Source organism: Absiella sp. AM09-50 (genome assembly GCF_003433845.1).
GTDB classification, from domain to species: Bacteria; Bacillota_I; Bacilli_A; order Erysipelotrichales; family Erysipelotrichaceae; genus Hoskinsella; species Hoskinsella hominis.
Genome location: NZ_QVFI01000001.1, coordinates 99,360 through 114,861, shown reverse-complemented (window position 1 = coordinate 114,861; position 15,502 = coordinate 99,360). Strand labels below are relative to the sequence as shown.

Below are 15,502 nucleotides of genomic sequence, written 5' to 3'. Positions count from 1 at the left end.
AATTATAATTAGATTTTATCATTAATCCACACTATAATCAATCATGGGGAGGCGGTTATATGATAGCAGAATTCTTAGATACGCAAGGAAACGCAGGCATTATTATCTCTATTTCCATAATACTACTTGCTGGTTTTCTTTGTACTCGTATCTCAAAAAAACTTCATTTTCCAAATGTAAGTGGTTATATCATTTCAGGAATATTTATTGGTCCATGTGTGCTTCATCTGATTCCTTCTGATATTATTCAGGGCATGGATTTTATGACAGATATTGCACTCGCTTTTATCGCTTTTGGTGTTGGTAAATATTTTAAAAAAGAAACATTGATGAAGCAGGGTGGCAAAGTTATGATCATTACAATTTTTGAAGCGTTGACAGCTGGCTTATGTATCACTTTATCCATGGTGTTATTATTTCATCTGCCTTGGTCTTTTTCCCTTCTACTTGGCGCAATTGGTTGTGCAACTGCACCAGCCTCTACGATTATGACGATACGACAATATCATGCGAAAGGAAATTTTGTGGATACCATTCTACAGGTAACAGCGCTTGATGATGCTGTGGCACTCATTGCATTCAGCATTTGTACAGCTTTAGTCGAATTTATGCATGCTGATCAAACACTGCAGCTTTCTATCATTTTACTTCCTGTGGTATGGAATATCCTTGCGGTTTTTATTGGCATTAGCTTTGCCTATATCCTAAATCATATCATCACGGAGCATCGTTCAGATGATCATCGTTTAGTAATCACAATCGCTATGATTCTTCTATTGACAGGAGTATGCAGCTGTTTCAATATTTCTCCATTGTTATCATGCATGGTACTTGGTGGAGTATATATTAATCTATCGGGAAATAAAGATGTTTTCCGTCAGGTAAATAATTTCACACCACCAATTACATTAACATTTTTTGTGCTATCAGGTATGCGCTTAGACTTACATGCTTTGGTATCCTGTGGATTGATTGGGATTGTTTATTTCTTTATTAGGATCATGGGAAAAGCTTCTGGTGCATGGGCTGGCGCAAAACTTTCACATGCCAGTACGAATGTGCAGCTATATCTTGGCTTAGCTTTGATTCCACAAGCTGGTGTATCCATTGGACTTGCCATATTAGGTCAACGCATCCTTCCAACATATGAAGGAACGATGTTATCTTTGATTATATTATCTAGTGCAGTTTTATATGAGATGATTGGTCCAGCATGCGCAAAGCTTTCTTTGAAATTATCTGGTAGTATACAAAGTGAACCACAGCATAAACCTTCACATGCCATCACTGCTCATTCTTAATCTAATCATAGCGTATTATTAGAAGGATCATCATCCTTCTTTTTATATGACAGATATTGGAACAAAACTAAAACTACTTCGTGAAAACGCTCACCTGACACAGAAACAAATTGCTAAATATTTATCAATTGATCGAAGTCTTGTATCAAAAATTGAAAAAGGAGAATGTCCAATTAACTCAGATACCATAAATCAATTATCTACATTATATGGTTGTCTAATGCCATTATTAATTTCAAATGATGCTTCATCTCCAGCTTTTTCGCAAGCATTTAAAGCAGCATCGCTTGACTTTACAGAACAACAAGCATTATCCATCCTAAATAAAATTGCATTAAATCAATTTACAATGGATCAATTAGACGAACTTATCAAAGATGATAAATAAACTGGATTTCAAAAAATAAGCCAGAGGAACAAATCCTTTGGCTTATCATTTTATCATTATTCTTTCATAATCAGTTTATAATTTGCTAATGCTCCCATTAGATTAGAGTCATTAAAGTATTTACAATTCACGATTTGAACACGTGGAATATTAAATGGTATCGCTGCATAAATTTCATCTAATGACTTTTGAATATACTCAAATAATATTGGCTGTTTACTAATACCACCACCAATTGCGATTTTTTCAGGATCAACACATGCTTGTAAGTTGTATAATCCAGCAGCTAGATAATCTGTAAATTCTTTTAGGCAGCCAAGTGCTACTTCATCTTTTTGATTACATAATTCAAATACAGCTTTTCCATCTAACTGATCTTTATCCAATTGTTTTTTAGCAGCAACATTTGCAATGAGTGCATAAACACTATTTACGGCGCCCCATTTTTCATTAAAACCACAGCAGTTTTTCCAATCTGAGCTTAAGTAGCTAAATTCTCCCGCAAAGCCATGTACACCTGTCAATACATTATTTCCAATGGTCACAGCACCACCTATGCCACTGCCAATGATACAAACAGCGCCAACTCCAGTATCTTTCAAGCTGCCCAAAGTCACTTCACATAAAGCAGCACATTTGGCATCATTTGCAATTGTTAATTGATTGGTTGTGACAGATTTTAGCTCTGCCTCAATATCTACGCCATCATTATATAACAAGAATCCTGGAATCTGCATTTTATTCGTTTTCTTGTTAATCATACCAGGTAAAGATATCGCAATACCTTCTACTTCATCTTGATATTTTACATAGATATCATGAATTGCCTTTTTGAAACTGTCTAAAGCATCAAGTGGTGTTGGTACACTGTCCTTTTCTAGTAATTCATATACATCATTCATCAACGCATATTTAATTGCACTTCCACCAACATCAAATACTAAATATTTCATAATCCTTTTCCTCCTGTAGATAACATATTAGTTACCAGCCATATGCTATCTATATTATATACCTATGCTTCTTTATTTTCATTAGCTAATGCTTGTTTATCAGCAATTCTGAAGAATGGATAGTAAATAACCATTGAAATTATTACAATTACCAGTTCAAGGATGACACCCTGGAAACCACAGTTGATAAATCCTCTAAATAATGCAGGTACATAAGATAAGTTCATAATACCAAGTGGTGCAGGTACAATCTGTAGTACCACAATTGCGAAGTATGCGATAACAACTGCTAATACTGGAGCTAAGATAAATGGAATAATGAATAAAGGATTCAACATCAAAGGCATAGAGAATACCATAGGTTCATTGATATTAAACAATCCACAAGGCAAGAATAATTTACCATATGTTTTATTCTGTTTAGATTTAGAGAACAAGCATAATAGAATAGATAAGCCAAGTGTACAACCACATCCACCAATTGTAGTGAAGTCAAAGAATGTAACGTTAATAGGATTCAATACTGGTCCACCAGCTGCTACAGAAGCACTGTTTTCTGCATACATTGCAATCCACAAAGGGAAGATAACACCTAATACAGTCATAGATCCATGAATACCGAAGAACCATAAAATCTGACATAAAATAACAATAATAATCATAGAGAACATATTGCCTGCTAATGATTGTAAAGGTGCTTGTAATAGAGAATATAAACATGAGAAGATATTTCCATAAGGAGTTAATGTTAATAAGAAATTTACAAGTAAGAAAATAACTGCGACAACAAGTGCTGGAATGATACCTGTAAATGAATTTGCGACATTCATAGGTACTCCATCAGGAAGTTTTATTGTAATATCTTTATCCAATACCCATCCATAAATTAATGAAGTGAAGTATCCTGTCACAATACCTACAAACATTCCCATAGAGCCTAAATATGTAAATTCAAAGAACTTTGTGCCTGCATCATTTACACCAAATGGTAATAATATGAAGAAACATGCCACTGCCAACATACCAATGGTAGAGGATTGATCTTTATGTTTTCTACTAGAAAAGCTTTTTGCGATAAAATATGTCATATAGATAGAAATCAAATCCGTCGTCATCGTTGTTCCAAGGGTGTAGAATTTTGCTAGACCAATATCTGCGATAAATGTTTTATATGCGTCAATTGGCAGATTTGTCAGAATTGAAAAGATTGCGCCAATCATCATGATTGGTAGAACAGACATCATCCCTCCACTCAATGCCTGCATAAATTTACTGCTAGATAATTTTGTTGAAATTGGAATTAATGTTTTCTCCAACCATGCTTGTACTTTTTCCATTTTAAATTTCCCTTCCTTTTTCTTTTATTTGTTTTTGATACCAGTAAAATGATTGTTTTTTGATACGTTGTAATGTACCTTTATTTCCTTCTTGATGATCAATATAGACCAAACCATAACGCTTTTTATATCCCTGAGAACCACTTAACAGGTCAATAAAAGACCAAAGATGATATCCTATTACAGGAATTCCCTCACTAATTGTTTCTTTGATCGCATGTAAGTGATCTTTAAGATATGTAATGCGTTCTGTATCGTTGATGATACCATTTACTGGCTCCTCAGTTTGTGGATATCCATTTTCTGTAATCATTAATGGCAGCTGATATCGATCATATAGTTTCCTTAATGCTAATTTAAATCCGAGTGGATCATAGCTTCCTCTTAGCCATGTCGTTGTTTTAATGATTGGGTTGTTTACGATTGTGTAATTCTCTGTATTGAAGAAAAACAAATCAGCTTTTGGATCTGGATCTCCAGGTTTACGTACCGTCAATGAAGCGTAATAATTAACACCGATAAAATCAGGTCTTTCTTTTTTCAACAGCCTCTGTTCCTCTTCACTGATTACAGGATATGCTTGTTCCTGTTTCAAATACGCTTTTAATGTTGCCGGAAATTCTCCACGAACACTTAAATCTAAAACTAAATAGCTTAAGAATTCTTCCGCATCCATCGCTGCCTGAACATCCATTGCATCACATGTTAATGGGTAACATAGCTGATAGGCACTTGATGGTCCGATTTTCGCGTCTGGGATAATTTCATGACATAACTGAAACGCTTTTTTCTCTGCCAGTGACATATTTACACATGCCTGCATATTGTATTTCAGCCCTTCTTTATATGAAATTTTCTTGCCTTTTCCCAATAACATTTCAGTATTCATTACCATCATCATCTGTTCATTAATGGATATCCAGTATTTTACCCGGTCGCCATATGCTTCAAATACCGTTCTTGCATATCGTTCAAAGTGATGAATTGTTTCCTTCCCAAGCCATCCATGGTATGCTTCTTCTAAATGATTTGGTAAATCAAAATGCCATAATGTCGCAATTGGCGTAATATCATTTTTGATTAATTCATCAATCAAATCACTATAAAACTGAATTCCTTTAGGATTTGGTTGTTCATCATCCCCATTTGGATAAATACGTGTCCATGCGATGGAAAATCGATAAGATTTTAAACCAGCCTCTTTCATCAAAGCGATATCTTCTTTGTATCGATGATAATGATCAGCCGCAATGGATGCATCTGATAAACCGGCAGGTACTGGTCTTACATCCTGAGTAGATAATCCTTTGCCATCTTCTGTATTAGCTCCCTCTACTTGAAACGCGCTTGTACTGGCTCCCCATAAAAAATCATCTGGAAATGTTTGTATCGTTTCTATTTTCACCATTGGTCCTCCTTTTCTTGACACAAACAGTATATCAGTGAAAATGCGAATGTAAGCGTTCTTATTATGAAACTAAAAATTATTTTAGAAATTAGTTTCAATATCTGAAACTACTTGTTAAAATATAAGATGAAAGAAGGTGCTTCATGATGGATATGATATTACATAAGCTCATGTTGTTTATCAATGGTGCGCAAGAAGGCAGTACACATCGCAATTTAGCGATTGAATTAGTTAAACATATTGATGAATTAAAAGACTTAAACATTTATGAAATTGCAGAATTATGCTTTGTATCTACTTCTACACTCAGTCGGTTTTGTCGTATATTAGGCTATAAAAATTTCAATAGTTTTAAAGAAGCTTTAGAAAAATCCTATGGTTTTGAGATTGATTATGATAAAGATTACCTCCAAGTAAAAGATGATATAGATCATGGGATCACGTATATGAAACAGATATATGCCCATTCCATAAATGATATGAATGAGCACTTTCAAAAAGAAAAACTTATAGAACTTGCGAAACAGATACATGAACATGAAAGCATCTATATCTTTGGGAATATCGGATATCAGTTTTTAGCAATGTATCTGCAAGAACGGTTGGGATTATTTAAGAAAATCATTCATGTTTCTGCGGATATTTTACAACAAGATAAAGTTGCTTCCCGATTAAAAGAGAATGATCTTGCGATCGTTGTATCTCCTAGAGGAAGCAGTACTGTTCAATCTATTACATTACCTTTCTTATACAAAAAAGGAGCATATACTGTGTTGATAACGCAGAATGATCACTCAATATATAAAGAGCGCTATCATTTATTAATCCAAATCGGAGGAACATTTGATAATAATCTTGGTATGATTTCTTTCATGTATTTTATTGATCAGCTTGTTATGATCTATTACGCATTGTATCATGATGATTTGATTGTATAAAAAAGAATACATGCTTGTATTCCTTTTTAATGTAGTCCATTTAAATCAAGTTTATAAATAGGATTTTCTAATTTCATATTTTCGATAAACATAATCATATAGATTGGCAGATAGACTTTTTTATCTTTTACTTCAACATTTCCATTCGATAAGATATAGGCTCTATGAATATCAAATATCGCCTCATGTAATACATTTTCTAAAGCACTGTGTTTTTTATAATCCTTCCCTGATTTGACTTCGATTGGGACGACCTCACCATCTAATTCGCACACAAAATCAAGTTCACCAAATTTTTTACTATTATAATAATATAAATCAACATGGTGTGCAGCTAATTCCTGAGCAATTACATTTTCAAATAAAGCGCCATTATTGATATCTTTATCTTTATTTAAAATTTTCATTTTCACGATATCGGAATACAAACTTGTCAATAATCCAACATCGGAATAGAATAATTTAAACAGGCTTCTTTGCGTATTCAATAACAATGGCTGTTTGGGTTCTTCTATATTATAAACAGGTAATGCAACACCTGCATCTTTTAGCCATAAAAAATCATTTTTTATACGATCATAACTTATTCCAGTTTTAACGGAATTCAATTTGAACCGTTTATTTCGTTTATTTAATTCACTAGCCATCGTTGTGTATATTTCTTTTAACATTAAACGATATTTATCTTCATATTTAGTGAAATCTTGTTCATATAAATGGATAATATTTTTATGAGTTTGTGATACGTTTTAAATATTATTTGTTTCTATATAATTTACGACTGCTTCTGGCATACCTCCAACAATAAGATATAGGTAGAGTATATCTAACATCTTTTTATGGATGAATTCATCGACAGGGTTTCTATTTTCAAAGCATTCTTTTAGCTTTTGTATTACATTTTCTCCAATACCATTCGCAAGTAAAAATTCTTCAAAATCTAAAGGAAACATATCAAGAATTTCTACATAACCAACAGGTGCTGAACGAAGATTGTGTAATTCTACACCTAGCAAAGAGCCACTCATGATAAAGCGATAGGTTCCACCATCTACTAAAAATTTGATTCTCGTCATGATATCTTTAAATTCCTGAATTTCATCAAAAAGATTACTGTTTTACCTTTTATTAAAGGCTCTTTAGATACAACACTTAATCTTAATAACAAATCTTGTGTAGAGGTTGCCTTTTCAAATAATTCTATTAGTTCTGGCTGTTTTTTAAAGTTCAATTCTATAAAACTGTGATGTGTTGATTTTAAACATTCCTGAATGATTGTCGTTTTTCCAATACGATCTGTACCTGATACAAGAAGTGCTTTCTTTCCTGTATGTAGCCATTCCATAATATCATTTGATATTTTACGATAAAGCATATGACCACCTCTATTTCATTTTTCCATCCCTATTATGCTGCTATTATGCAACTTTTCCAACCTTTTTTTATATGAATTCTTCCATTTATCCAACTTTTTTACGATTTATCCCACAAAAATATATATAAAAACCTTATCAAATATTTTCTATAAGATAAGGCTTTTCATTATCTATTCTATTTTCTATTACATTTCAATACTTCTGTATCACCTGCAATAACCGAATCATTGTATGTTGGTGCCAAATGATATTGATCTGTATTGGTAATGATCATTGGTGTTGTTAGATCCATACCTTTTTCCTTCATCAACTTATGATCAATTTGTAAAATAGCTTCACCTTTTTTTACATGATCTCCTTGATTTATCGATGCTTTGAATCCTTCACCATTTAAACTGACAGTATCTAAACCAACATGAATCAATACTTCTACACCATCATCTCCCTGAATACCAATAGCATGTTTTGTGGCTGCAATCATCACAATTGTTCCATCACATGGCGAAACAACAGTATCACCATCAAATGTAAATGCTACACCATCCCCCATCATCTTATTCGCAAAAACTTCATCTTTTACTTCTGTTAAAGGTATACATGATCCAGTGACTGGTGCATATAATACTGCTTGATCAGTATACTTTTCTTCTACATTTGTTGTTTCAAAATTTTCTTCCTCTTCTCGCACATCACTATCTTTAATCCATAATTTTGTGACGATAAATCCTCCAATATAAGCTATTATCAAGCCAATCAAGAAGTTTAACATCCCTGTAGCTCCTTGCATTAAAGGAATTGCGACTAAACCACTTGGTCCCCATGCATTCGCCATTACCTGTGTAAACATAATATAAGCACCGCCAAATCCTGCACCAATACCAGCAGTAATAAATGGTTTTCCCATTGGTAGTGTTACACCATAAATCAATGGCTCTCCAACACCTAAGAAACCAGCAGGTAAAGCTCCTGTAATAATTCCCTGCATTTTTTTATTTCCAACTTTTCTTGCGACTAGATAGATAGCAATTGCCGCACCTACCTGACCTGCACCACCCATAGATAATACAGGGAATAAGGAAACTCCACCCATCTGTTCTAATTGAACAGCATAAATTGGAATCAATCCATGATGTAATCCTAATAATACCATTGGCAAGAATAATGCAGATAATAGGAAACCACTAATGACACGAATCACCGGATTTGTTGAATTGATGATAATCGTCAATAAAGAAACTAAACCATCACTGACAAAACCTGCAACTGGCATAATGATAAAGATAAAAATCACACCTGAAACTAACAATGATACAAATGGGGTTATGATTAAATCTAATACATCTGGAATACGTTTACGAATATTTTTTTCAATGACTGACAATACCCATACGCCAAATATAACACCAATGATGCCGCCTTTTCCTGTTGTTAATACTGATTCTAATGGTACTGTTTCATTATATAATCCAATCATTTTCGCAATTTCTATGATGTTTGCGCCAATACTGATACCACCAATCATACCACCAAATGCTGGTGTAGCACCAAATACTTCTGCGGCACGAATACCTGTATAAATTGCAAAGTAGCTAAGGAATGCGCCACCCAATAAACTCAAGATCAATTGAAGCATCTGGAAGAATGAACCAGTCACTACACCATCGGCAATCAGCTGGCTTAATAAACTCCCAAAGCCATTGAATAATCCTGCTGCGATAATGGCAGGGATAATTGGAACGAAGATTTCTGAAATTAGTTTTAAGAATTGCTTTAGTTTACTTTGTTTTTGTTGCCCTTTAATTTTCGCTTTATTCTCTTCCCAATTAGAATCATTTCCAGCAGCCTTTGGTAAACCAAGTTCATCTGTACAAATATCGGTGACTTTTTTTACTTTCCCAGGACCTAAGACAATTTGATAACTACTGCCATCAATGACAAGTCCCAAAACACCTTCTGTTGCTTTGATTGCTTTATCATCAACACGTGTTGTATCTTTACAAGTCACACGTAATCTTGTCATACAGTGTGTTGCCTTTTCTACATTATTTTTACCACCAAGTAATTCTACAAGGCGTTTCGCAAGTTCTAAATTCGTCATAAAACTTCCTCCTAGCCCACTAAGTCCTGGATTCTACCATGAACATTTTCAAGGGCTGCACAAGCTGTTTCTTTATCACAGTTTAATAAAATCATAACGATTGCAATTCTTACACCACCATTTGATTTATCCAATGCAGCTTTTGCGGTTTCACTATCACAACCAGTTACACTACATACAATATTCGTACCACGTGTTACTAATTTCTCATTAGACATTTTTACATCAACCATATAGTTCTTATAAATTTTTCCAATACGAATCATACTGATTGTAGAAATCATGTTACATACCAGTTTTGTCGCTGTTCCTGCTTTCAATCGTGTTGAGCCTGTTAATACTTCAGGTCCTGGTTCTACTTCGATTGTGAATGGACATACTTTTTTAATTTCACTATTTTTGTTACAAACAATTGCACAGGTTTTTGCACCAATACTTTGTGCATATTCTAATCCACCAATCACATAAGGTGTTCTGCCGCTTGCTGCTATCCCTATTACAACATCTTTATTTGTTAAATGGTGATCGATTAAATCTGTTTTACCGAAATCTTTAGAATCTTCTGCACCTTCTACAGCTTTCACAAAGGCATTTTCTCCCCCTGCAATCAATCCAACGACCGTATCATAATCAACGCCAAAGGTTGGTGGACATTCTACTGCATCTAATAATCCTATTCTTCCACTTGTTCCTGCCCCCATATAAATGATTCTTCCACCTTGTTCCAATACATCACTTGTAATATTGATAACTTTTTCAATCATATCATACTGATCTTCGATACATTTTACCGCATTGATATTTTCCTGATTCATTACTTCAATTGCTTCTCTAATGCTCATTGCACTTAGAGTTTGTGTTCTTGGATTTACCATTTCTGTTGTCATTTTACTTAAATCAATCATCTTGACCTCCAATTCACCGCTGCTTTATTTTACGGTTCTTTTCTTTACATGCATACTATAAATGAAAACCCTTTTATTTACAATATCATCAATTTATTATGAAACATTGTTTACTTTGATGAAATAATTTAAGCCTTTTGTTTCCAAAAGAAGCGTTTTATTCACACAAAACGCTTCTTTAATCTTCTTTCTTTTCTAATAATTTATTTGTTAGAATGATTTTATCCATGGACTTTTCAGTTTCTAATGATAGATACAGATTGTATAGGATATCCACAATGCATAATTGTGATACCCTGCTGGAGCTTGCGCCAACACGTAGTGGCATTTCTAATTCCGGCACAAATAAATGATGGTCTGCTAGATTAACTAACTTACTACTTCCATATTTGGTAATGGCGATGATGATGCCTCCTCGTTGTTTGATGTTATTGACAATATTGATAATCTCTTTCGTTAATCCAGAATAAGAAATTACAATCGCGATATCCCCTTTATCAATATTAGTAGAGCTTACCAATTGCATATGTAAATCTTCATATAAAAACGTTTTTTTACTGATTCGCTCAAATTTTTGTTGGAGATCCTTTGCGACTAAAAAACTCGCACCAATGCCATATAAATAAACATACTTGCACATAAATAAAAGATGAACAATTCTTTCCAGCTCTTGAAAATCTAATAAGTGATACATATTCTCAATCGCTTGTATGTTATTATTTAAAATTTTAACCACGTTTTGTTCAATGGGATGATCACTTTGATCTGTAAATGTTATCTGTGTTAATTCATTGGTATAGTTGATATCATTTAACACTGCCATTTTTAATTCTTTAAATCCTTTAAATCCATTTTTCTTACATATTCTGACAATTGTGGCAGCACTACAATAACACTTTTTTGCCAATGTATGGATATCCATCTCCACTACTGTGCGAGGATGTTCTAAGATAAAGTTTAAAACTTCCTTTTCGCTTTCTGTGGCACTTTGTTTATGATAGATTTCTAATCGATAGAGTGCTTTTTTCATATGACTCAACTCCTCAGCTATTGTTATTATACCATGACTCAAGATATAGCAAACAATCACAAAGAAAAAAACCTTATAGTCTATAACTATAAGGTCAATATATTAATCTTCAATTGTTTCACGCCAGATTTTTGCGCCTAAAGCTGTTAATTTACCATCCAAATCCTCATATCCACGATCGATATGATAAATATCATGAATGGTTGTCACACCATCTGCAATTAATCCGGCAATCACAAGACATGCCCCACAACGTAAATCTGTCGCACATACTTCTGCACCATATAAAGGTGTTGGACCATTGATAAAGGAGCTAGGAATCATAACATTGATATTTGCGCCCATTTTATTTAATTCATAACAGTGTTTAAAACGTTCTGTATAAATAGTTTCTGTCACAATAGATTGTCCCGTTGTCTGTGTTAAAAGTGCAGTTAATGGCTGTTGAATATCTGTGGCAAAGCCTGGATATGGCAATGTTTTAATATCAGTAGCCTTAATATTTCCATCATGTCCTTTTACATGCACACGATCGACACCAACTTCCATCTGGATACCAATTTCATGAAGTTTTGATAATAGTGATTCCAAATGCTGCGGTATAATATTTTCGATCATCACATCTTCTGCAGCTGCTGCTGCTAATACAATATACGTAGCTGCTTCGATACGATCTGGTATAATTTCATGGAAACATCCACTAAGTTCATCAACACCATCAATGGTGATAACATTAGTACCAACTCCACGAATATTTGCGCCCATTTTATTTAATAAGGTTGCGACATCTATAATTTCTGGTTCTTTTGCGGCATTTTCTATCGTTGTTCTACCTTTGGCATGAACAGCTGCCATCATGATGTTGATCGTTGCGCCAACACTGGATATATCTAAGAAAATTTTCGTTCCGACAAGTTCTTTGGCATCTAATATATAAGCACCATGATCATAAGTAACCGTTGCGCCCAATGCCTCAAAACCTTTCAGATGCAAATCAATCGGACGAGGTCCTAAATAACATCCTCCTGGCATTTTGATTTCCGCATGTCCATATTTTCCCAGCAAAGCCCCCATGAAATAATAAGAAGCTCTTAGTTTACTGACTGCCTCATGAATCATAGGTTTATTTTGCATATCTGTTGTATCAATGACGATGCGATCACTGCTTTTAATATCTACAACAACACCCAGATCTTGTAGTAATACTGATAGTGATTCTACATCACTGATATTCGGCACACCACAGATTGTGACAGGCCCGTTTGCTAATATGGCTGCTGGAATCAGTGCGACGGTAGCGTTTTTTGATCCGCTGATACGTACTGTTCCACGTAATTTATGTTTCCCTTCAATTTTTATAACTTTTTCCATTGCGATATCTCCTTTTTTGATTCTGATTTATAGGACATCACATATTGCGTGATGGTAGTGTTGCAAAAGTGCATTACTATTATAAAGCATTTTCCGTTTGATAGCTATTTTTTTCCGTACTTTTTTGACATTCTAATTATTTCCAAATAAAAATCATCAAAAGTTCCTTAATTGTATCCATTTTTATCATGTTTACATTATTATATATGCAAATACACAGATTTTGCTACCATCTGTATAGTGTTGTCAACGTAACAAAAAAGCCTTTTTAATGGCTTTTCGTATTACCTTATCATTATACCTTTTACTGGTAAATAAACAAAGTCTATAAAAATGACAATTTCTTAAGAATTATGGAGGCTTCTAAAATAGTATGCAAAAAAATTCCCTATAAGGTATAAAACTTATTTGTTTTTCCCTACTTAATTATAATCCTATAAAGTCCTGAAGAAAACATATCATAGGGTGTACATGACATGGCTTTGAACGTACAATTTATATAATAGGATTATATCTATAAAAGTCTATGAGCGGTTGATTGTTTCTTTGAACGGTCGATTTATGTGCTCTAAAAAGCCTGACAAGCAAAACACTCTCTGCTTTTTCAATTATTTTTGTTTCTTTACTTGTAGATCATTCCTCATATTTTCTATACTTAATTAATTCTCTTAGATATAAAACATTTTAAAATTCTATTTTTTACGATAATTACAGTAATTCATTCATCTTTCCACATTCTTTGAAATATTTGCATAAGCATAGAAATAGCTTACATTTTTTCTGCTTTCACGACTCGTTGTTTTTTTCTTTTGAAAAACTGTTTTATGTTAGTAAATGACCGATATTTTTGGTATAATACATAAAGTGAGAGTTTTTTTAGATAAGGAGTGAGAAGATGAAAGAAATAGCTTTTGATAATGACAAATATATTGAACTGCAATCAAAGCATATTTTAGAAAGAATCAGTAAGTTTGGCAATAAGTTATATCTTGAATTTGGCGGTAAATTATTTGATGATCACCATGCTGCACGTGTGTTGCCTGGATTTCAGCCTGATTCAAAACTGAAGATGTTGTTAAACCTGAAAGATGAAGTAGAAATCGTTATCGCTGTCAGTGCGAATGATATCGCAAAAAATAAAATTCGCAGTGATATTGGTATCACATATGATGCTGAAGTATTACGTCTCATCGATGCATTCCGTGGAACCGGCTTATATGTAGGAAGTGTCGTAATTACGCAATATGCAAATCAATCCAGTGCTGATGTTTTTAAAGCGCATCTGGAACATTTAGGTATTAAGGTTTTCCAGCATTATGTAATCCCTGGATATCCTAACAACATACCAATGATTGTATCAGAAGATGGATATGGTAAAAATGAATATATAGAAACAACAAAACCTTTGGTCGTTGTGACAGCACCTGGTCCTGGTTCAGGAAAAATGGCCACTTGTTTATCACAGTTATACCATGAACATAAACGTGGTATCAAAGCAGGCTATGCGAAATTTGAAACATTCCCTATATGGAATCTTCCATTAAAGCATCCAGTGAATCTGGCATATGAAGCCGCAACTGCTGATCTAAATGATATCAATATGATCGATCCATTCCACTTAGAAGCATATGGTGTCACTACTGTAAACTATAACCGTGATGTGGAAATCTTCCCTGTATTAAATGCCATGTTTGAAAAGATTTTAGGAGAATCTCCTTATAAATCACCTACAGATATGGGCGTAAATATGGCAGGTTATTGTATTGTGAATGATGATGCCGCAAGAAAAGCAAGCAGTGAAGAAATCCTTCGCCGTTATTATGCCGCAAAAGTTGATTTTAAAATAGGTCATACTACTGAAGATACCATTAAGAAAATTGAACTGATTATGTCACAGGCTAATATCACTCCTTTAGAAAGACGTTGTGTGATTCCAGCATTACAGAAAGCTGAAGAAACGGATGCTCCTGCTTTCGCAATAGAGCTTCCAGATGGATCTATTGTGACTGGTAAAACAAGCTCCCTGCTTGGTGCATGCAGTGCCGCATTATTAAATGCTTTAAAAGCATTAGGCAACATCAATGATGAAATACCATTGATTTCACCTAATATTATAGAACCAATACAGAAATTGAAAGTGAATTCTCTTGGTAATCATAATCCTCGTTTACATACAGATGAAGTTTTGATTGCTCTTGCGATATCCGCAACAACCAATCCTGTATCTCATTTGGCTATGCAGCAACTGGATAAGCTAAAAGGCTGTGAAGCACATAGTACCGTTATTTTATCACAAGTGGATGTAAATACATTCCGTAAACTGAATTGTAATTTAACTTGTGAAGATCAATATCAGACTAAAAAATTATATCATCGTTAAACAACAAAAAGATGAAC

Annotated in this window: 14 protein-coding genes; 4 read left to right on the top strand and 10 right to left on the bottom strand. The window is 33.9% G+C overall.

The window, feature by feature from the left end:
- Window positions 1-59: 59 nt before the first annotated feature.
- Window positions 60-1,301: a cation:proton antiporter gene (locus tag DW114_RS00570; protein WP_117451372.1), complete on the top strand. Its 1,242-nt coding sequence runs from the start codon at window positions 60-62 to the stop codon at window positions 1,299-1,301.
- Between the two features lie 46 nt (window positions 1,302-1,347).
- A complete protein-coding gene (locus DW114_RS00565) occupies window positions 1,348-1,689 on the top strand; it encodes a helix-turn-helix domain-containing protein (protein WP_117451371.1) in 342 nt (113 codons plus the stop codon).
- A 56-nt stretch (window positions 1,690-1,745) separates the two neighbouring features.
- Here DW114_RS00565 and DW114_RS00560 read toward each other — a convergent pair whose 3' ends face one another.
- The 3 genes from DW114_RS00560 to DW114_RS00550 all read right to left on the bottom strand — a co-directional run bounded on the left by DW114_RS00560 (window position 1,746) and on the right by DW114_RS00550 (window position 5,387).
- The gene (locus DW114_RS00560; RefSeq protein WP_117451369.1) at window positions 1,746-2,642 is read right to left on the bottom strand and encodes an ROK family protein; all 897 of its coding nucleotides are present in this window, start codon (window positions 2,640-2,642) and stop codon (window positions 1,746-1,748) included.
- A gap of 62 nt (window positions 2,643-2,704) precedes the next feature.
- Window positions 2,705-3,979 (bottom strand): PTS sugar transporter subunit IIC, encoded by a 1,275-nt coding sequence (locus DW114_RS00555; protein ID WP_117451367.1) that lies wholly within the window; start codon window positions 3,977-3,979, stop codon window positions 2,705-2,707.
- Window position 3,980: 1 nt separating this feature from the next.
- A complete protein-coding gene (locus tag DW114_RS00550) occupies window positions 3,981-5,387 on the bottom strand; it encodes a glycoside hydrolase family 1 protein (RefSeq protein WP_117451365.1) in 1,407 nt (468 codons plus the stop codon).
- Between the two features lie 143 nt (window positions 5,388-5,530).
- Here DW114_RS00550 and DW114_RS00545 point away from each other — a divergent pair, with 143 nt between their 5' ends.
- Window positions 5,531-6,325, top strand: a complete 795-nt coding sequence (locus DW114_RS00545) for a MurR/RpiR family transcriptional regulator (protein WP_117451363.1) — start codon at window positions 5,531-5,533, stop codon at window positions 6,323-6,325.
- A gap of 26 nt (window positions 6,326-6,351) precedes the next feature.
- Here the strand turns inward: DW114_RS00545 and DW114_RS21425 are convergent, their stop codons facing one another.
- The 7 genes from DW114_RS21425 to DW114_RS00520 all read right to left on the bottom strand — a co-directional run bounded on the left by DW114_RS21425 (window position 6,352) and on the right by DW114_RS00520 (window position 13,105).
- Entirely contained in the window at window positions 6,352-7,047 is a 696-nt protein-coding gene (locus DW114_RS21425; protein WP_394336412.1) for a DUF4143 domain-containing protein, read from the bottom strand.
- Between the two features lie 27 nt (window positions 7,048-7,074).
- Window positions 7,075-7,401, bottom strand: coding sequence for an AAA family ATPase (locus DW114_RS21420; RefSeq protein ID WP_199483504.1), 327 nt, complete (start codon window positions 7,399-7,401; stop codon window positions 7,075-7,077).
- Complete coding sequence (locus DW114_RS21415) at window positions 7,398-7,700, bottom strand: hypothetical protein (RefSeq protein WP_199483503.1); 303 nt, start codon at window positions 7,698-7,700, stop codon at window positions 7,398-7,400. Before DW114_RS21415 ends, DW114_RS21420 begins: the two co-directional genes overlap by 4 nt.
- Window positions 7,701-7,876: 176 nt before the next feature.
- Complete coding sequence (locus tag DW114_RS00535; RefSeq protein WP_117579816.1) at window positions 7,877-9,799, bottom strand: glucose PTS transporter subunit IIA; 1,923 nt, start codon at window positions 9,797-9,799, stop codon at window positions 7,877-7,879.
- 11 nt (window positions 9,800-9,810) lie between these two features.
- Window positions 9,811-10,704, bottom strand: coding sequence for an N-acetylmuramic acid 6-phosphate etherase (gene murQ, locus DW114_RS00530; protein WP_117451361.1), 894 nt, complete (start codon window positions 10,702-10,704; stop codon window positions 9,811-9,813).
- A gap of 178 nt (window positions 10,705-10,882) precedes the next feature.
- The gene (locus DW114_RS00525; RefSeq protein WP_117451359.1) at window positions 10,883-11,734 is read right to left on the bottom strand and encodes a MurR/RpiR family transcriptional regulator; all 852 of its coding nucleotides are present in this window, start codon (window positions 11,732-11,734) and stop codon (window positions 10,883-10,885) included.
- 102 nt (window positions 11,735-11,836) lie between these two features.
- On the bottom strand, window positions 11,837-13,105 hold the full coding sequence (locus DW114_RS00520) for a UDP-N-acetylglucosamine 1-carboxyvinyltransferase (RefSeq protein WP_117451357.1): 1,269 nt from the start codon (window positions 13,103-13,105) through the stop codon (window positions 11,837-11,839).
- Between the two features lie 895 nt (window positions 13,106-14,000).
- On the opposite strand from DW114_RS00520, the gene DW114_RS00515 reads away from it, so the two are divergent.
- The gene (locus tag DW114_RS00515) at window positions 14,001-15,485 is read left to right on the top strand and encodes a DUF1846 domain-containing protein (protein ID WP_117451354.1); all 1,485 of its coding nucleotides are present in this window, start codon (window positions 14,001-14,003) and stop codon (window positions 15,483-15,485) included.
- The last annotated feature ends 17 nt before the right edge of the window (window positions 15,486-15,502 follow it).